Genomic DNA, 18,566 nt, shown 5'->3' on the forward strand with positions numbered 1-18,566 from the left:
TAAGAAATCCGCTTAAGTACGGCCTTGCCAATCCCGCAGTGTTTCCGCCGTTACCAGAAACACCCCGCTACCGCCGTTTTCAAAGTCCAGCCAGGTCAACGGCAGCTCGGGATAGGCCTCGTCCATGGCGCCCCAGCTGTTGCCGACTTCGACAATCAGCAGACCGTCGGGCGACAAGTGCTCAAGGGCCTTCGCAAGTATCCTGTGAGCAATGTCCAGGCCATCCGCCCCCGCCGCGAGACCAAGTTCGGGCTCGTGGCGGTATTCCTGTGGCATATCTGCCAGATCTTCGGCGTCCACGTATGGGGGATTGCTCAGGATAACATCGTACTGGCCATCAATGTTGCTGAAGACATCGGACTGCAGCGCACGAACCCGGTCACGCACCCCATGGAGATCGATGTTGGACTCCGCCACGTCAAGAGCATCCGTCGATATGTCCGCCAGGTCGACCACGGCATCCTCAAAGACGCTGGCAGCACCAATACCGATGCAACCACTGCCCGTGCACAAATCCAGAATCCGGTGCACAGCCTTGTCACCCAGCCACGGCTGAAGCCCATTCTCGAGCAGTTCACCAATCGGTGATCTGGGCACAAGAACACGTTCGTCGACATGAAACGGCATGCCCATGAACCAGGCTTCGCCCAGCAAATAGGCCAGAGGGACACGTTCACTGATCCGGCGTTCAATGCGCTCATGAATCAGTTGACGCTCCTCGCGCACCAACCGGGCGTCAAGAAACAGGGTATTGTTCTCGAGCGGAAGGTTGAGCGTGCGCATCACCAACTGGACAGCCTCGTCCCAAACGTTATCCGTACCATGACCAAAATACAGCCCGGAGGCTGCAAACTGCGAAGACGCGTACCGCAGGTAGTCGCGGACGGTATGAAGGTCATCAATAGGACTGGTCACGGAATTCGATCCTGTACGGAAATTTGTCAGCGCGGGATTATACGCTCTTTGCCCGTCTGCCTGCAGCCTTTGCCGCTCTGGAGTGGGAAGAATGACGTTAAATAGCGAGGGGCCCGCTGCTGTTTCGGTTCGCCTCAAAACGGTCCAAAGCCGCGGACATCCGCTCACGACCAAGCTGAATGAGCTCAGGCGCCTTGTGATAATCATAGCTCCGGCACGCATTCTTGGGCACGTTGACCAGCAAGTCGGGGGGATAGCCCGCAATTTTGTACTGCACAAGGGCGCTTTGCATGGTTTCGACCGTCAGGTTCATTACATCGAATTTGCCGATGCCAAGCTTGTCCCAGTCTATGGTCTCGTGTTCTTCCTGAGCCTTTTTCTCTGAGGGCGCGGTATCGTTCTTTTTGTGATCTTTCTTGTGCATCTGCCGTGAGATCTTTTCCTCCGGGGTCTCGCCAGTATCCGGCTTTCGAGCAGCAAGTGATTTGAGCGTGTCCCAGTCGAACCAGCGGGAAGCCTTCTCCCGAATCGTATCGACCCACTCATCCATTTCCGTTCCTTCATCAACCTGACTGAAGGCCGCGTCCGGAATCCTGCGACGGCGCTCGTCTTCCCCGCTGAGATTGACGGCGACGATGATGTCTGCGTGGGACGAAATGGTCGGGATGATCGGCAGTGGGTTGAGCAAGGCACCATCGACCAACACCCGGCCGTTCAGCACCAGAGGGGTCACGACACTGGGTATAGCCACAGAGGCTCGGATAGCCTGATCAAGCGGTCCTTCCTGGAACCAGATTTCTTTATGGGCAAGCAGATCCGTCGCCACAGCCGTGAAGGCAATCGGGAGATCTTCGATCCGGGTATCCCCCAGCATTTCCCGAACCACCGAAAAGATCTTCTCACCCCGGATGGCACCCACGGAATTGAACGTGACATCGAGAAGTTTCAGAACATCGAACTGACCAAGGCCGGTCACCCAGTCCTTGTAGTCCTGCATTTTTCCCGTAGCGAACATGCCCCCGATCAAGGCCCCCATAGAGCATCCGGAAATCGCGACAATGTCGTAACCACGCTCTACCAGAACCTCGATGGCACCAATATGGGCATAACCCCGGGCGCCGCCACTTCCGAGTGTCAGCGCGACGGTTTTTCGCTGGCCCGCGGTTCGGGTCTGTTTGGAAGCCGGTTCTGACGTCGTCGCGGATACATTGGAGCTTTTCAGGACCGTGGAGACGCCATCCTCCGCTCCCGAGTCCACGGTTTCCTCAGTCTCGGGATCGTTGCCATTCCCGGATGTGCCCATAGTTCCTACCTCGTGATGACCGTGACTTCCACCCGATCGCCCTGACGATCCGGATCAGCCAGGGGAACACTCGGGCCAACAATAATGAGTTTCTGCTGCTCTATCGAAACGCCGGTCTTTAACAGCACCTCGGATAGCGACTTCGTTGCGCCCGACGCACGCTCCATGGCGTCCTCAAAGCTTTCTTCGGCGCCAAGTGCGGAAAAACCGGAAAGAACAACGAGAGTTCCCTCTTCATCGGACCAGTCGGAAATCTTGCGACGATCCCTGGCCGACCAGTCGAAGCGATAAGTGATCCCACCGGTCCAGGGCACTATAACCGGTCCGCGAATCCGGCTATCAACGCTGCCGAGACCCGGTACCCGTACTCCCGGTTCCACAGCAAGGTGTTCGATCCAGACATATTCGCGGAGGTTACCCCGAGTGACTGTGTAAATCAGGGTCAGCCAGCGGCTGCCGTCGTTGGCCGTGGTCCCCGCCACCAGGTAATCCTGGGTGCCATCACGACCGTACAGCACCCTTTGGCCAAATATCTGGTTGGCCCAGACGTTACTGCGTCCGCACGAGATGCCGTTACAGTCAAAAAGGATCTGCGCTCCCCGGTCCTGCAAAAGACGGAGATAATGCTCGCGCGCCTTGTCGCGCCCAGAATCCCGGGCAATCTCGTAGAGCCGGCCTTCACCGGTGACCGGAAGCCTCGCCATGGTTTCGGACCGGATCTGGTTATTGACCTCCCGGACGGGACTGAACAGGACCAGGTGCCCGGGGGACTCGATATCTACTGTGGTCTCAAGAGTGGACTGCGGAAACGGTTCGGGCATTTGCGCGGGAATCGCCGCTGCAGCCACCTCCGGTAGACAGCTTGCAAGCAAGGCGATGCATTGGAAGAAACGATGGTTCAGCAAGGAGCTACTCATTTTTCAGGAAGTTTCTGATGGCCTCCGCAACGGGGCGAGTATCACCATCCAGATGGCAATGGTGCCCGCCCGGCACGTGGGCAATCTCAAGGGAATTGATCACTTCACGCCGCTCGTCCAGGCCCTCTCTGAATGCAAGCAGACCTTTGTCGGCCCGGACGAACAGAGTCGGGGTAACGATCGCCTTCAACGACTCGATAACCTGATCCTCGTTCATCATCAGGGGCGAAGGATGTCTGAGCCTTGGATCGGTTCGCCAGACGTAGCCACCCGCCTCTGCTTTCATATTGCGAGGGATGAGCGTCAATGCAGCTTCGGGGCTCAAGGGGCTCAAACCACCTTCCCTCGCTTTGGCCGCAGCCTGAATATCCGGATAGACGGTTTGGCGGCCAGACCCCGCGAGCCGTTTCTTGATTGCACGCCTGAGTTGGGGAATGGTTTCCTCAACCGATCGACTGATGGCGCCAAGGCTGTCAATCATGGCTAATTTACCGACTTTCTCGGGAAAGGCGGCTGCATACAACGCACAGACTATGCCGCCCAGGGAGTGTCCTACGAGATCCACCCGGGTTTCACCACTATCCGAGAAATGCGTCTCCACCAATTCCGCGAGGTCGGCTACGTAATCCATGAGCAGGTAGCTCTGACCCCCGGGCCGATGACCAGACTGACCATGCCCTGCCATATCAATGGCATGGACGTTTGCCAGACCGGTCAGTTCGGGTGCCAGTTTGATGAACGTCAAACTGTTATCCAGCCAGCCGTGGAGCAAAAGCACCGTTCTTTTCACGGCTTCGTCCGATCTGGCGGGCCAGGTCACTCCTGCAAGCGACAGGTTCCGCAGAGGCCATTCAGATTCCCGGAACCCTGCGGTACTTTTAATGGCCTCCGACGACATGGCGAAATCATTCATGGCGGGATCAGCCTCACATCGTATGGGTCGGCCGATCGGAGCTCAGTGACCCCGCGAGGTAGGATTCGATCTTGGTACGGGCGGTTTCATCATCACCATTGAACTGGACACCTATCCCGGCCGCCCGATTTCCCTGGGCGCCTTTCGGTGTAATCCAGATGACTTTTCCGGCCACAGGAATTTTTTCCGGCTCATCCATTAGATTTAACAGCAGGAAAACCTCATCACCCAACTGGTACTGTTTCTGGGTAGGAATGAACAGTCCACCCTGGCGGATGTATGGCATGTATGCGGCATAGAGTACCGCCTTGTCCTTGATGGTCAGGGTTAGAATGCCACTGCGTGCACCAAATCCGGGCCCCATAACTGACACCTTTGTTGTGATAACTCGATAAATCGTCGTATCAGGGACGAAAAATCCCTGTCATTTCGCAATCATAGCAGCTGAATACGCCAAAGGCGCAATGCGCTGAGGTTGCGGGCCTCAGCCTGCCCGCCGTTTCATGGGCATCAGCTTTTGCCAGGCGATCAGCAGCCGGCTGGCTTCCAGTTCCGGATTGGCGTTGTAGACACCCGCCGCCCGAGACTCCCTTACCATATCCAACAACTCGTGGGCTCGCCACGCCGGATTGATGCGAGCGAGATAGCCCAGCATTTCTTCCGCTTCGTGATCATGGGCATTGCCTCCGGAACTCAGCCGGGCCAAATCTGCCGCCCATCCCTCAAACAACCAGAGACTGCCCTCAAGACCCAATGCCTTGAATGCCTTGGCAGCCTCTGCCACCGGTATCTTGGCCTTCATGAACTGCTTGAAGCGGGCGAATGCCTCGTCGCGAAGATTGAGAAAATCCCCGGTCGCATAGTCCAGAGCCAGTCGGGGCGCATTGCCGGACAGCATCAGGGCCTTGGTAAGAGTTTCGGCAGAGGGTCTGTCCGCTTCTTCCAGCGCCTGAACTTTGTCCACCAGCCACGCGCTTGCCGACTCAGCATCAGGGGTCGGGATGGCCAAGCTCTGGCAGCGGGAGCGAATGGTTGGCAAAACCGGTCTTCCGCTCTCCTGCAGCAAGAGAAGCGTAACGTCCGGGAGAGGCTCCTCCAATGTCTTCAGCAGCGCATTGGCCGCATTGAGATTCAGTTGGTCAGCCCGATCAATGATAGCGACTTTGCGCCGGGCAACCTGGGGGGACGCGACTGCAAAGGTCGACAACGCCCTGATCTGGTCCACTTTGACCATTCGGGATTTTTCGGGGGCATAAACACGTACGTCGGGATGACTCGACGCGGCGTAAAGCTCGCATTGTTTACACCGTCCACAGGCGACAGGTTCGCCTGCCTCTTGACCGGTCGGGCTGTCACACAACAAAAGTTCGGCGACGGCGTCGGCCCAGACACGTTTGCCCACACCCCGTTCCCCGGTGATGATCAATGCATGGGGAAGTCTGCCTTCCGACAGGCGGCGCTGAACCGCTGACCAGGCTTTTTTGTGCCAGGGCATATTGCGTGAAATGTCGGTCACGGACGCTTTCCTGCTGTTGAGTGAGAACGGCGCATCTGCTTTTTCATGGTCGCCAGCAGCCGGCGGAGGCGTCTCAGGTCGCCATCCCCGCTTTCTCCTGAATGGTCGCTATAGTAATGGCTGTTGACCGTCCGGGCAAAGAGTCGGGCGGACTCTGCCACGGCAGGCTCGGCCCTCGCCAAACGCGAAGCCAGCGCAGCGGGTGTTTCACCAGTCCGAACCGGCACCCCCGCCCGGGAACAAAGCTGGTGCCAGGTATCAACAATTCGCCGAAAAGCATCCCGGCGTCCCCCGAGACGCGCCTGCCAGGCGGACATCAAGCCCGCTATCAGCAGGCCAGCGCCCACAATGCCTGCGGTCAGGTAGCCCAGCTCCTTCAGGCCAAACCCTCCGGGCAAACGTGACATCAGATCCATCTGGCTTTGGCCCTGATAGCCCACGACCCAACGCTGCCACTGGTAATTGATACGATCCAACTGGAGACTCGCCCACTGGATCATGGGAATGTCACTGTACCGCTGAGGTGATGTCCAGTCGTCCTCAAGAAACGATCCTTCGTTGGCAACCGCATCACGAAGTCCCGACTCGATCCGATCGGGCGCTATTGCTGCCGTTGGATCCACTCGAATCCAACCCCGGCCCTCAATCCATGCCTCGACCCAGGCGTGCGCATCATACTGCCGGACGATGAGATATTCTCCGCCGGCGCCCCGATCGCCGCCCTGGTAACCGACAACGACCCGAGCCGGAATGCCGGCGGCCCTCAGAACAAAGACGGTAGCACCCGCATAGTGGGCACAAAATCCTCGCTTGGCATCGAAGAGCAGCGTGTCGATGCCATTTTCAGGCATTTGAGGTGGCCGGAGCGTGTAGAAATAGGGTTGTTCACGGAACCGGGTCAACATTGACTGAACGATCTCACGGTCAGCAAATCGCCGCCGCAAGTCTTCGGCAAGCGCTCGGGCTCTGGGGTTCCCGGTAGCCGGCAGTTGGAGATAGCGTCGGGCCTGGGCCGGTGGCAGAGTTTCCAGTCCCCGCTCTTCTGTCACTTCGCGCTCCAGGCGATAGCGGACCGATGTATCCGCCGGCCGCCTGAATCGGAAGAGGTCCTCCGACTCCTCCACCACATTGGCCGATACCGCCCGGGAGCCCTCCAACGCAAAGGCCCAACGCTGATCGGTTGGCTCCAGCAACACATCGTATTGCCCGGGATCCAGATCTCCCACGCCGCCGTCCATTGCCACGCGCCCGGGCTTTCGATAACCGTCCCCCCTTCGTTGCCGCCAGGTTTCGCCATCGAGGTAATCCAGCACCAGACCGCGCCAATAGCGATCCCGGTAGGCTGGCATTTCGCCACCGAAAGTCACCCGGAACGCCCGTTCGCTACTCTGTGCGAGGCTGGATATATCTCCGGGGCGCATGGTGTCACTGATACCGGTCCGGGCCTCGCCCGAGACAAGCGGAACGCTCCATAACGGAGCCATGCGCGGAAAAAACACAAACAGCAACACGACAATGGGCAAGGTTTTGACCAACAGCAGGCCCAGCCTTTTCCAGCCCGCCTTCATGCTACCGGGCAGGTCCGGCGCATTGAGAATCTGCAGGCCGACCAGTAATGACGCAATGGCCAATATATTAACGAGGGTCCAGTGAATCTCCTGGTGAAACAGAAAATTTACCGTACTGAGGTAAACCAGAATGAAAAACAGGACATAAAAGTCTCTGACCGAGCGGGTTTCCAGCCACTTCAAGCCCACCGCTAGTACGAAAAACGACGCGGCGGTATCCACCGAAAATCGCCCCTGAACAGTCGCAACGTATACCGAGACCAGTACCAGCATGATGCCAGTTCGTAACCACCGCCCGGGCAACCGGACACGACCGTACTGGGCAAGCCAACGCCAGACTGCAAGGACCACACAGGCTGCAATAAGCCAGACCGGAAGCCGGTCCAACTGCGGCGTCAGTAACAGGGAAAAACTCCCGATCAGCCAAAGCAGGGCCTTGGAAGGCAGACCGGTATCGGGAAATTTTAGCTCCGACACTTCACCCGAAAGCCCCTGAAATACACTCATACAACACCCTTCGTCCGCCGGGCATCCGCACTCTCGGTGGGCTGTCTGGTTCCGTAACGTGCCGAAACGGGCTCACGAGGGCGCTCTTCGCCCCAGATCGCCAAGGCCCGGAGGCAACGACTGACATGGGAGGCGCCTGAATCAGGCTCGATTAGCTGACCGGGCAAGCTCAAGCCGAAGGGGGTACCGGACCGATCCCGCTCCGCCACCAGCCAGGCCAGGTAACTCAGCCGTAACTCGTGATCTGTTCCGGGAAACGCGTTGAAATCCAGCCATTGAGGGCTGCCGCGCTCACCCTCCCAATCAGCAACAACCATCTGACCACTTCGGGCGTAACGCTTCCACATAACTCGCTGACTCATATCCCCCTCCCGCCATGGCCGCAGGTCGGCGTGATCATTGCCGTCAGCCGGGCTGGCGCTTTCAGCCTCGTTCCCGTCTTCGACTGAACTGACAACATCGGGGGCGGCAATGGGTCGGGGAAAAACAAGGCCAGGCGAAGCCGGTCGAATCCACGACCAGGCCTTGAGCAGACCGAAGGGAAAGCGGGTCTCGATCCGGATCCGGTCCGGGCGCAAGTAACCTCGGTGCACCGAGGGAACGGGCAGAGTCAGGTCTGTCGCCTGACCGGCGGAGATATGAGCGGCACTATGTTCGGAGCCTTCGCAGGACAGCCTGATTGCAATGGCATGATCACGACCGGCGGTGGCACGCATTCGAAATGGCACCTCATCACCGGCAACCCCTTCACCGGGCTGAACCAGCGTTATTTCGAGCCCGGAGAGATTCCGATGGGTCTGATGCATGGCGCCAACAAAAACCGCCCCCAGCAAAAAAGTGGTCAGATAGATGAGACTGTTCTGATAGTTGATGCCGGTGATCAGCATCACCAACAACAGGACGCCGAACACCACTCCAGCGCCCGTCGGCAATATGAAGATGTTCTTCTGATTGAGCATCTGGACATCGGTGCGGGGAATTCTGCCATTCACCCACCGGCTCCAGCGTTTCTTAAAAGGATTTTTCATGATGCCCTTCGGGCCATTAAAAGCATTAAAAGATCCGGCAATATAACCCGTCTGAATGCGGCTTTATAACAATACTGGAAATTCAACGATTCTGATCACAAATGCAATCAATCAGTCTTGAAAACCTGTCCTACAAACCGAATACTCTCTAGGAGGAGCATACTGGCTGCTGCACCGTCAGAATTGCCGTGAATCAGCGTTTATCCCTTCAAAAGGCCTGACTATGAAACGCCGAAATCTGCTTGCTGCCTCAATCGCCGGGGCCAGCCTATCCCTCCCCGCATTGGCAGGTGTTCAGGCACTGACTTCCGACGAAATGGTTGAAACCTACGTGAAGGATTCTGCCGTCATTGTCGTGCCTAAAGAACAACGAAAATCCGAAGCAGACCGCCAGCGCATCATCCGGTCACTTACCATCTCTCCGGGTGAGCCCGTTCTTAGCGAAGCGGAAGAGGAAGCCTACAGGGAAGCGCTGCAGAGATATATCGAAGAAGGGAAAACCGATGCGCTCGAAAGCGCCGAGGACGAGTTCTTAAGGCGCGCCCTGCTCCTGCCGCAAGAAGAACTGGCTCGGGCACAACCACCGGCTGAGTTTACGCCGACCATACCGCCCCTGATCTTCGGACAACAGGCACAGATCCCGGATGAACCGTTTTCCCAGACATTCCTGAATGACCAACTGGGCATCGGGTTTGACGGGCAAAACCTGAACTTCTCGATTGGCAATCCGCCGGGCATTGATCAAATTCAGGTGCCACAGGCCATTAACGAAGGACCGGTCACCCTGACACCTCGGCCCGGGGGTGGGTTTGATCTATCCATTGCGGTGCCGGACCAGTAAACCCACTCCTCTTTTAACCAAAACGGCAACCCGCGCGGGTTGCCGTTTTTTTGCTTCTGACTTTTCTCGAGCCAAAAAAACGCCCCGCTAGGCGGGGCGCTTCACCAATTCCGGTATCAGGTCAGATTAGTGACCGTAGATAGCCAGTTTGGTGTCGGTAACGGCCAGGTTGTCCAGGGCCACGGAACCGATGGAAGTACCGCCAATCTCGACAGCACCAACGTTAACGTCCATGTAAACGTTGTTCACGTCAACGCGCAGAACGTCAACCGCGTTGGAGGCACCCAGGCCAGCACCCTTGTATACGTCCAGGTTAACGTTGGCGTAGCCAGTCAGTTTGCCGTAAGCCAGTTTCTGCTGCGGATCCGTAAGATCGTAGCCTTCTGCAGACGCGCCACCACTAGCAGCGAGTTCCTCGTCAGCAGTAGTACCATTGCCATCGTAGTCAAAGTTAGAACCAGCACCGGTAACGGTCAGATCACGGATACCGATAGCCAGGAAATCGACATCAAAGTCCATGTCGTCGATGTCGAACGCAACAGCCACGTTCAGGTGATCAGTAGCAGTGTCAACCTGCAGGTCAAGAGCGGCGAGATCACCGTGCATGCTCATGTTGGAGATCAGGGTAGTGCTGTCGGTACCAGTAGAGCCTGCGAGAAGCTCCATGGAGTCAACAGTCATACCCCAATCGATGGGAACCGGTGCACCAGTTGCCGGATCGGTTTGCAGGGAGCCCACGTGGATGATGGCATCGCCATCGTCAGCAACGTCGATGTCGATCTTCAGCTGGTCCAGCAGCTCTGTGCCAGTACCGCCAGCAACACCGGAACCACCCAGCACGATGCCGTTAACCGCGAAGGAGCCTTCGTCCGTGTACTTGAACTGGCCGATGCTTACCTTGGTTTCCAACTCGATGGTCACACCGGCCTGACCGGTCACGTTGCCCATGGCGCTGTCGTTCATTGCCTGCAGTTCAGCGTTGGCTGCAAAAGGAGCCGCGGCGATAGCAGTTGTCAGTGCGATTTTCTTCAGGCCTTTCATTCTTATCTCCTTATAAACTCATTTTGTTCTTATCTGAGTCTTTTAGTTTTGGGTGCGAAGCTCGTTGCTCCACAATTCCATTTAAGATTGTTTTACAGTCCTAGTCCGTGACTGTATTCACACTTCTTAACCCACCAATTACAACCTGAAACAAACCACGACTATTTCTCAAATAGCCTTTAACTGGTGCTAGGCGCCTGCCTTTTGTCATCGTAAAACATCTGGAACGGCTTATTGTTCGTAACCGGTTCTGCATACTGAACTTTTTCGCCCTGAACTTCATAAGGAACTATCTTGGTTGCGGAAATACCGAGTCGATGTTCGTGTTCAAGCACAAGCACCTCTTGGGGGTTGTCTTCACTCAACTTACCCGCATAGACGATGACAGCGGCGTTTATTTTCCCCCTGCGAGCAATGGATTTTAATGCAGCTCTGAACATAACGATTCTGATCTGAGGTGGCGCACCCTCAGCCGATTCATCCAGGGAAACCTTCTTAACGGTAATGCCATCTGACATAAGCATCCAGGCGGACGGCATCGCCTGCCCTGCACTTTTCAACTCGGGTGCAAACTCTTCCGTCGCATTTTCGGCAAGGTAGGCGAGCTGCTTGTTACCGATGACCAGATACTTTGCCATTTCCTTCTTCGAGATTACTCCATCCGAGAGCACACTGTTCTTTGGAATCTTTACCTCAACGGTGTCCTCCTGAGCCAGAGAAACCCCAGAACCCAAGGTTAGGGCACCTGATACCAAGGCCGCAGTAATGTTTGCCCGAGAGAAAAACCGCATAATTTTATTCCTATTATTGGTCCATGAAACAGACGCGAAGTCCGGCCGCTTTCGATAGAATAGGCCGCTCCGCAGGTGCCATTTGCGATGATTGTTTTCAAGTACATCATTAAATCAGCGCTGCTCCGCGGCCGACAACGTTTGTTTTGTGGCCTGATTATCATTCTTCCGAATTTTCCGAGGGCAAATTGACTCTTTCCGTGACTACCCCCATCAGTGAGCATCAGTACACACGTCTGTTGGCCCACGCATCGAACGAACGTGATTTCGTTTATGTCGGGAGTGTGGGAAAAGGGGCAGGACGGGGCACATTCAGCGGTTTCTCGGCGTACGCCTCGGAATCCAGAACCCTGTCTCGGGATGCTGGCGCGGCCGAAATACAAGCGCTGATTGAGGACATGGAATCCATCGTCTCCGACTACCAGCTAACTCGGGGCGGTCATAAAGAATGTCTCAAGGGCGGCTGGATCGGCTTGCTCAGCTACGAACTCGGCTATGCCAGAGAAAAACACCTGGCAGCCCTGTGCCCACCGACACCGGTGCCCCTTGTTTCAGCGGGTTTCTACCTGTGGACGGCGAGCTTTAATCGGAGAACGGAAACGTACTACCTGTGGGTTCATCCACAATGCCCAGCTAACGTTCGGCAAATCCTGGAGTCCTGGCTGAATACCGAGCCGGCAGTGACCACTTCATCCTGGACCATGCCCTCCCCCTTCATCCCCCTGCAATCCCCAGAGACCTTCAAGGCCAGCGTCCGGGCTATCCGCGACTATATAGAGGCCGGGGACTGTTATCAGGCAAATCTGTCCCAGGAGTTCCAGGGAAAATACCAGGGAGACCCATGGACTGCATTTCAGGCACTCGCAGAAGCCAATCCGACGCCTTACAGCGCCTTTATCCGAGCGGGGAATGATGCCGTTCTCTCCATATCTCCCGAACGGTTTCTGGAAATTCACGGCAACAGAGTCACGACCAGCCCCATCAAGGGTACCCGGCCAAGGGGTGGCAACCCGGAAGAAGATGCCGCATTGGCGAACGAACTTGAGACATCGGACAAGGATCGGGCCGAGAATCTGATGATCGTCGACCTACTGAGAAACGACCTGAGCCTGAACTCCGCCACTGGCAGCGTGGTTGTCGATAAACTCTTTGCCCTCGAGTCCTACCGAAACGTTCACCACCTTGTCAGCCACATCCACGCAGAACTGGCTCCCGGGGTAACGCCACTCAAGGCCCTATTCGATGCCTTCCCGGGCGGGTCCATCACGGGCGCGCCCAAGATACGCGCCATGGAAATCATCCGTGAGCTCGAACCACACTGGCGTGGCCCGTACTGCGGCTCGGTTTTCTATCGCGGACTGGACGGCACACTGGACAGCAACATCGGGATACGCACCATGCTGTGCGAAGGCGACGGCACCATACGTTGCTGGGGAGGCGGTGGGATCGTTTCGGACTCGGAACCGGAAAGCGAATACCAGGAGACGCTGACGAAGGTCAGGCCGTTGATGGAGTTCCTGGAGAAACTCTGAGGGAGGCAGACGCCTCCCCTGGAAGAGGATCGATCAGGCGGTGTGGATGGCGCTGGCCTTGAGGAATTCCTGCCTCAGATCGTCAAAATTGTGCACGGCGGGGAACTGGGGAAACTCCTCGATGACGTTCTGGGGAGCGTGGAACAGGATGCCCGCCTCCGCCTGCCCCAGCATGGTGGTGTCGTTGTAGGAGTCACCTGCAGCAATCACCCGGTAGTTGAGCAACTGGAAAGCGCGAACGGACTGGCGTTTCGGATCCCGCTGGCGCAACAGGTAATCCGTAATCTGGCCATTATCGGCTACTTCCAGCTTGTGACAGAGCAAGGCCGGGAAGCCGAGTTTCGCCATCAATGGCATGGCAAACTCATAGAACGTATCCGACAGGATAACCACCTGGAATCGTTCACGCAGCCAGTCAAGGAACTCACGGGCGCCCGGTAGCGGATCCAGCTCCCCGATCACCTCCTGAATCTGTGGCAACCCATAGCCGTGCTGGTCGAGAAGCTTCAGGCGCTGAGTCATCAGCACATCGTAATCGGGAACATCGCGGGTGGTGGCCTTGAGCTCTTCAATACCGGTTTTTTCCGCAAATGCGATCCAGATTTCCGGGATCAGTACTCCCTCAAGGTCAAGGCATGCGAGTTCCACAATAGTCTCCTGGTGAACAGCTGGGTGTGCCGGAGCAGCAGCTCCGCTCCGATTAGCGCCGTATGATAAGAAAATCCGGTGAGGAATGCATCGGGCATAACCATATAGATGCTCATTCCTTCATGCTATGAGGCATTAATGGTAGCCTTTTCACTCATTTAGATCAGGTAGCATCAGTCAATGACCGATATTCAACAACTCCGGGACGAATTAGAGGGACAGAGCCCTCGCTCAATCCTAAAAGCCGCATTCAAGGCTTATGACAACATTGCCATCTCCTTTAGTGGCGCCGAGGATGTTGTGTTGATTGAAATGGCCCACAAGCTCACCGACAACCTCAAGGTGTTCACCCTGGATACCGGGAGACTGCACCCCGAGACGTACGAGTTTGTTGAGAAGGTCCGGAAACACTACGGGATCGAGATCGAAGTGCTCTTCCCTGATGCCGCCGAGGTTCAGGATCTGGTGAACAGAAAGGGTCTGTTCAGCTTTTATGAGGATGGTCATTCCGAATGCTGCGGTATCCGGAAGGTCAGCCCGCTGAAGCGCAAACTTGCCACGGTCGATGCGTGGATCACCGGTCAGCGCAAGGATCAGAGTCCGGGCACCCGAAATGATGTACCTGTGGTGCAGGAAGACACTGCATTCTCGACAGAAGAGAAAACCCTGGTCAAATTCAATCCACTGGCAAACTGGACGTCCAAGGAAGTCTGGGACTACATCCGGATGTCAGAAGCGCCCTACAATGAGCTGCACGAGAAGGGGTTCGTCAGTATCGGTTGCCAGCCCTGCACCCGTCCGGTCCTTCCCGGCCAGCACGAGCGCGAAGGGCGCTGGTGGTGGGAAGAGGCGACCAAGAAGGAATGCGGCCTTCACGCCGACAATCTGATCGCCCGGAATTAAACCGGCACCAATCCGGATGCGCCCACCTGATCAGTAGGTGGGCAGGTCCACATCCTTGAAGAGTTCCTCGATCTCGGACCGGCTTCCCTGATGGGCCACCGCTTCATCGACCCGCTCCTTGGTCAGGTGAGGCGCAAAGCGCTCAATGAAATCATACATGTAACCGCGCAGGAAGGTGCCTTTCCGGAAGCCAATGCGGGTAACACTTGGGCGGAACAACTTCCTGGCATCAAGGGCAACCAGATCCGGATCGGTTTCGGGATCAAAGGCCATACTCGCAATGATGCCAACACCAAGACCCAGGCGAACGTAAGTTTTGATTACGTCAGCATCGGCCGCCGTGAACACCACCTTGGGCGTCAGGCCCTGGGACTGGAATGCCTCGTCCAGCTTGGAACGCCCCGTAAAACCGAACACGTAAGTGACCAGAGGGTACTCGGCCAGGTCTGGCAAGGTGAGTTCATCCATCTTCGCCAACGGATGGTCCTTGGGCACGATCACACTGCGATTCCACTTGTAGCAGGGCATCATGATCAGGTCATTGAACAGCTCCATGGCTTCCGTGGCGATTGCGAAATCGACCGCTCCGTTGGCGGCCATTTCGGAAATCTGCATCGGAGTGCCCTGGTGCATGTGCAGGGAAACGTCAGGGTAGGATTCGATGAAGCCGCTGATAATCGGCGGCAAAGCGTAACGAGCCTGGGTGTGGGTGGTTGCTATACTCAGGTCACCCTGGCGCTGGTTACTGAACTCCTGGGCAATTTTCTTGATCCCTTCTACCCGGCGCAGGATTTCTCCCGCTTCCCGGATGATGATCTCACCACCCGGCGTTATCCGGGTCAGGTGCTTGCCACTCCTTGCAAACACCTCGAGGCCGAGCTCATCCTCCAGCAGGCGTATCTGCTTGGAGATGCCCGGCTGCGACGTGAAAAGGCTTTGTGCGGTTGCAGACACATTAAGGTCGTGGTGGGCAACCTCCCATATATATCGCAACTGTTGTAATTTCATTGAGTCCGTTGCTCCCTGGATTCCCGGCCTTCGGCTGACAGTGTGTTCGAATAGATAAACTCAAGCGTACGCATAAAAAACTATATTTTCATTCTTTTTTAGCATAGAAGACAGCTTCTCCTAAGTTTAGACCAAAATTGAATTAAAGAGGTGCAGGACCTAACACAATGTCTTCCCTGCCCTTGACTTGGCTGTGACAAAGCACACAATCCGTAAACAACACTTTCCGCATTCTGGGAACCAATGCTGCTGACCACCAAATTCCTCCGGCCGACCTCTGACCAACGCGCCGTCCGCCGCGAACGGCTGAGTTCGATGCTCGAACCGCACAGCCCCAAGCGGCTGAACCTGGTTATCGCTCCGGCCGGTTTTGGCAAGACGACTCTCGTCGCCCAATGGTGCGCACGCACGCGTTTTCCCACAGCCTGGCTCTCACTGGACGAGCACGACGACGAGCCCCGCCGATTCTGGCAATACGTCATTGGCGCTTTCGAATACTCAGGGCTGGACGGACTTGAAGACTGCCGTAAACAGCTGAACCATGATTCGGACGATGCAGCAACAGGCGCCATTACAGGCCTGCTGAATGTGCTTTCGGCAGACGGAAGTCCCTGGAACCTGGTACTGGATGATTTTCATCTGGTTCGCGACGAAAGGATTCTTCGAGATTTCGCCTATTTCATAGATTACCTACCCCCCGAAATCACCGTTACGCTGGCCTCAAGAACCGAGCCCGCCTTGCCTCTTGCCCGCTGGCGGGTTCGACGGTGGATTGAGGATATCCACCCGGGCTTGCTGGCGTTTTCCGAGGACGAATGTCGCCGGTTTTTTCACGACACCATGGGTATTGATCTGTCCAACGCGGAGGTGCACTCGATTTGCCGCAGAACCGAAGGCTGGGTCGCGGCCATGCAGCTTACGGCGCTATCGGGCAGTGGCCGGATAACGGATATCAATCCGAGCAGTCATCATGAAGCAGTTAACCCGCATCAACTGGAAATAGATGAGCGGCATATCAGTGACTATGTTCTGGCGGAGGTGCTGGAGCAGCAGCCCGCCGAGGTGGCGCGATTCCTTCTGGATACGGCCTGCTGTCCCCGACTCTGCGCCTCCCTGTGCGATGCTATCCGCGGCCAACAGGACAGCCAGCAGAAACTGGAGCAATTACTCAGTCAAAACCTCTTTTTGATTCCCCTCGACAATCACGACGGGTGGTTCCGCTACCACGATCTTTTTCGGGATGCTCTTCTACAGCGAATCCGGCATTCGGAACCGGACCGTGCCAGGGCTCTCTGGCGGAAAACCGTTGACTGGCTGCTGGACCATGGCCATGTCCAGGAGGGGATAACCCAAATCGTTCATCAGCGAGACTGGGACTGGTTGGCAACCGTGCTTGCAGAACATGGAAACAACCTGATTCATGGTGGCTATCACCTACCGGTCCTCGACTGGATTGAGTCACTGCCGGACCACCTTGTGCAGGACAGCCCGCAGTTACAGATGCTCAGAATATGGGGACTGTTTTTTGCCAATCGCCTTGATGCCCTGGATCCCCTGCTGAGCGCTCTCGAGGATCTGCTGGACCGTCGGGTTGCCGACTCGCATCCGGATGCCGAGGGCGCGCTCGGCCTCCAGAGCGAAATTTCGCTAATCCGCTCGTACCTGGCCCGTACACGCAGTGACGACAAAAGCGCCAGCGACCTGACCAAACAGGTCCTCAAGGACATTGACCACACCAAGATTCCACTCAAGTCGGTCACTTACTACGGCCTGGGGCTGGACTACTATGGTGAGGGCCTGCTTGCCGACGCTGAGGACGCGCTTCAGTCAGCCGTCCGGTACGGCCAGGTTGAGCGCAAGCCCAGCACCGTTCTTTCCAGCGGCGGTTTGCTGGCATGGATACTGTACACCCGCGGCGACATTGATCTGGCCCTGGAAACCTGCATGGAGATACGCAGTTGGGTGGACAAACATTATTCCGACCCTAGCCAACCCCGGCTGATTTCGTGCTGGCAGAACAGCGCCCTGACAGAGATCTATCGGGAACGCAATCAGCCACAACTGGCGGCAACGCATCTCGCCCCACTACTGGAACATGTAAATCGGGGTACGGAGCCTGGCCAACATGTGATTATCCAGCACGTTCGCGGCCACCTCGCGTTCAGTGAGGGCCGACTGCAGGATGCCATTGAAGTGCTTGAGGATGCAGCCCAGGTTGGGCGTAGGCGGCGCGACCACATCGTCTTCGAACCCCCGGCAAGCTCCGCCCTTCTGGCAAGATGCTATCTCGCCACCGGGCATCCGGAAAAGGCGCAGGCGTGTCTCGGATCCCCCGATGATCGTCAGTTTACAAACCCGCTCAATCGGGAACAGAATCTTATCAGCATCGCCAGAGTCCTGGTCGCCCAAAAATGTCCGGATAAGGCCCAGGAGATTCTGGGGAAAATGCTACCCGCGGCAGAGCGCAATGCCCACAATCGCCACCTCGTCGAAATACTGCTGGTTTACGGCGAAGCACTGGACCTGCAGGGCCGCCATCAGGAAGCCACCAAAACGCTGAACAGGGCTGTGCTTAAAGCCTCCGAAGCCGGTTTTCTGCGGCTTTTCGCGGAGGAGAGCCCCCGGTTACGGGAGCTCGTGCAAGCACTGCCCATGCTGGCAGGCCTGGGGCGCTGGAACCAGACACTCCGGGATATGCTGAGCCAGCAGGCAACGGTATTGGCTGACGCAACAGGCGCAGGCTCTTCCCCGGTTCAACCTCCACCCTCTGGCACTCCGTTGCAGGAGCCGCTGAGCCAAAGGGAAATGGAGGTGCTGGCCCTGATCAATGAGGGGCATGCCAATAAGGACATTGCAATCAGGATGGACGTGGCGCCGGCCACCGTAAAAGCCCATATACGCAACCTGTATGGCAAGCTTGGCGTTGGCCGGCGCACCGAGGCATTGGCGAAAGCCAGGGATCTTGGGCTGCTGAAGCTCTGAGTCACAGCCACACTTTTGTGACGCGCATCACAGTTAGAGCCAACTAATACCACCCACTACGCCCTTTGGACGATCCGGCTACGCCCTCTAATCCCCTATTATTCTCGCAACGGTGAGGCAAAAGCCTTATCTCGAATTCTGAAACTTCAGGCC

General features: G+C 56.7%; 16 protein-coding genes. 4 read left to right on the top strand and 12 right to left on the bottom strand.

The genetic code is table 11. The features are described from left to right. Window positions 1-12 precede the first annotated feature (12 nt). The 8 genes from prmB to KZO34_RS01655 form a co-directional block, all read right to left on the bottom strand. Window positions 13-915 carry a 50S ribosomal protein L3 N(5)-glutamine methyltransferase gene (prmB, locus tag KZO34_RS01620; RefSeq protein ID WP_219472692.1) on the bottom strand — a complete coding sequence of 301 codons (903 nt, stop codon included), beginning with the start codon at window positions 913-915 and terminating at the stop codon, window positions 13-15. 97 nt (window positions 916-1,012) lie between these two features. Further along, window positions 1,013-2,218, bottom strand: a complete 1,206-nt coding sequence (locus KZO34_RS01625; protein ID WP_219472694.1) for a patatin-like phospholipase family protein — start codon at window positions 2,216-2,218, stop codon at window positions 1,013-1,015. A gap of 5 nt (window positions 2,219-2,223) precedes the next feature. Further along, window positions 2,224-3,123 (bottom strand): DUF4892 domain-containing protein, encoded by a 900-nt coding sequence (locus KZO34_RS01630; protein WP_257900135.1) that lies wholly within the window; start codon window positions 3,121-3,123, stop codon window positions 2,224-2,226. 4 nt (window positions 3,124-3,127) lie between these two features. Next, window positions 3,128-4,048 carry an alpha/beta fold hydrolase gene (locus KZO34_RS01635; protein ID WP_219472698.1) on the bottom strand — a complete coding sequence of 307 codons (921 nt, stop codon included), beginning with the start codon at window positions 4,046-4,048 and terminating at the stop codon, window positions 3,128-3,130. Window positions 4,049-4,061: 13 nt separating this feature from the next. After that, complete coding sequence (locus KZO34_RS01640) at window positions 4,062-4,412, bottom strand: PilZ domain-containing protein (RefSeq protein ID WP_008171779.1); 351 nt, start codon at window positions 4,410-4,412, stop codon at window positions 4,062-4,064. Between the two features lie 120 nt (window positions 4,413-4,532). Next, window positions 4,533-5,564, bottom strand: a complete 1,032-nt coding sequence (gene holB, locus KZO34_RS01645) for a DNA polymerase III subunit delta' (RefSeq protein ID WP_219472701.1) — start codon at window positions 5,562-5,564, stop codon at window positions 4,533-4,535. Then, window positions 5,561-7,639 (bottom strand): transglutaminase family protein, encoded by a 2,079-nt coding sequence (locus tag KZO34_RS01650; RefSeq protein WP_219472703.1) that lies wholly within the window; start codon window positions 7,637-7,639, stop codon window positions 5,561-5,563. The genes holB and KZO34_RS01650 overlap by 4 nt, the downstream gene beginning before the upstream one ends. Next, entirely contained in the window at window positions 7,636-8,667 is a 1,032-nt protein-coding gene (locus KZO34_RS01655; RefSeq protein ID WP_219472704.1) for a DUF58 domain-containing protein, read from the bottom strand. The genes KZO34_RS01650 and KZO34_RS01655 overlap by 4 nt, the downstream gene beginning before the upstream one ends. Before the next feature lie 223 nt (window positions 8,668-8,890). On the opposite strand from KZO34_RS01655, the gene KZO34_RS01660 reads away from it, so the two are divergent. After that, window positions 8,891-9,508, top strand: a complete 618-nt coding sequence (locus KZO34_RS01660; RefSeq protein ID WP_219472706.1) for a hypothetical protein — start codon at window positions 8,891-8,893, stop codon at window positions 9,506-9,508. Between the two features lie 126 nt (window positions 9,509-9,634). On the opposite strand, the gene KZO34_RS01665 is transcribed toward KZO34_RS01660, so the two are convergent. Both KZO34_RS01665 and KZO34_RS01670 read right to left on the bottom strand, forming a co-directional pair. Then, window positions 9,635-10,549 carry a DUF6160 family protein gene (locus tag KZO34_RS01665; protein ID WP_219472708.1) on the bottom strand — a complete coding sequence of 305 codons (915 nt, stop codon included), beginning with the start codon at window positions 10,547-10,549 and terminating at the stop codon, window positions 9,635-9,637. 179 nt (window positions 10,550-10,728) lie between these two features. Next, complete coding sequence (locus KZO34_RS01670; protein WP_219472710.1) at window positions 10,729-11,340, bottom strand: hypothetical protein; 612 nt, start codon at window positions 11,338-11,340, stop codon at window positions 10,729-10,731. Window positions 11,341-11,540: 200 nt separating this feature from the next. Between KZO34_RS01670 and pabB the strand changes: the two genes are divergently transcribed. Then, entirely contained in the window at window positions 11,541-12,872 is a 1,332-nt protein-coding gene (pabB, locus tag KZO34_RS01675) for an aminodeoxychorismate synthase component I (protein ID WP_308318749.1), read from the top strand. 33 nt (window positions 12,873-12,905) lie between these two features. Here pabB and thrH read toward each other — a convergent pair whose 3' ends face one another. After that, window positions 12,906-13,520, bottom strand: a complete 615-nt coding sequence (thrH, locus tag KZO34_RS01680) for a bifunctional phosphoserine phosphatase/homoserine phosphotransferase ThrH (RefSeq protein WP_219472713.1) — start codon at window positions 13,518-13,520, stop codon at window positions 12,906-12,908. Between the two features lie 180 nt (window positions 13,521-13,700). Between thrH and KZO34_RS01685 the strand changes: the two genes are divergently transcribed. After that, on the top strand, window positions 13,701-14,423 hold the full coding sequence (locus KZO34_RS01685) for a phosphoadenylyl-sulfate reductase (RefSeq protein WP_219472715.1): 723 nt from the start codon (window positions 13,701-13,703) through the stop codon (window positions 14,421-14,423). Between the two features lie 30 nt (window positions 14,424-14,453). On the opposite strand, the gene cysB is transcribed toward KZO34_RS01685, so the two are convergent. Further along, entirely contained in the window at window positions 14,454-15,431 is a 978-nt protein-coding gene (cysB, locus tag KZO34_RS01690) for an HTH-type transcriptional regulator CysB (protein WP_219472721.1), read from the bottom strand. A gap of 243 nt (window positions 15,432-15,674) precedes the next feature. On the opposite strand from cysB, the gene KZO34_RS01695 reads away from it, so the two are divergent. Continuing rightward, a complete protein-coding gene (locus tag KZO34_RS01695; RefSeq protein ID WP_219472722.1) occupies window positions 15,675-18,413 on the top strand; it encodes a LuxR C-terminal-related transcriptional regulator in 2,739 nt (912 codons plus the stop codon). The last annotated feature ends 153 nt before the right edge of the window (window positions 18,414-18,566 follow it).

Origin of the sequence: Marinobacter sp. F4206, from assembly GCF_019392195.1 — a bacterium.
Lineage (GTDB): Bacteria > Pseudomonadota > Gammaproteobacteria > Pseudomonadales > Oleiphilaceae > Marinobacter.

Coding starts and splice junctions, on each gene's coding strand:
- KZO34_RS01625 (WP_219472694.1), bottom strand. CDS start 2,218: ATGGGCACATCCGGGAATGGCAACGATCCCGAGACTGAGGAAACCGTG.
- cysB (WP_219472721.1), bottom strand. CDS start 15,431: ATGAAATTACAACAGTTGCGATATATATGGGAGGTTGCCCACCACGAC.
- KZO34_RS01660 (WP_219472706.1), top strand. CDS start 8,891: ATGAAACGCCGAAATCTGCTTGCTGCCTCAATCGCCGGGGCCAGCCTA.
- KZO34_RS01650 (WP_219472703.1), bottom strand. CDS start 7,639: ATGAGTGTATTTCAGGGGCTTTCGGGTGAAGTGTCGGAGCTAAAATTT.
- KZO34_RS01665 (WP_219472708.1), bottom strand. CDS start 10,549: ATGAAAGGCCTGAAGAAAATCGCACTGACAACTGCTATCGCCGCGGCT.
- KZO34_RS01640 (WP_008171779.1), bottom strand. CDS start 4,412: ATGGGGCCCGGATTTGGTGCACGCAGTGGCATTCTAACCCTGACCATC.
- KZO34_RS01695 (WP_219472722.1), top strand. CDS start 15,675: ATGCTGCTGACCACCAAATTCCTCCGGCCGACCTCTGACCAACGCGCC.
- KZO34_RS01670 (WP_219472710.1), bottom strand. CDS start 11,340: ATGCGGTTTTTCTCTCGGGCAAACATTACTGCGGCCTTGGTATCAGGT.
- KZO34_RS01655 (WP_219472704.1), bottom strand. CDS start 8,667: ATGAAAAATCCTTTTAAGAAACGCTGGAGCCGGTGGGTGAATGGCAGA.
- KZO34_RS01685 (WP_219472715.1), top strand. CDS start 13,701: ATGACCGATATTCAACAACTCCGGGACGAATTAGAGGGACAGAGCCCT.
- KZO34_RS01635 (WP_219472698.1), bottom strand. CDS start 4,048: ATGAATGATTTCGCCATGTCGTCGGAGGCCATTAAAAGTACCGCAGGG.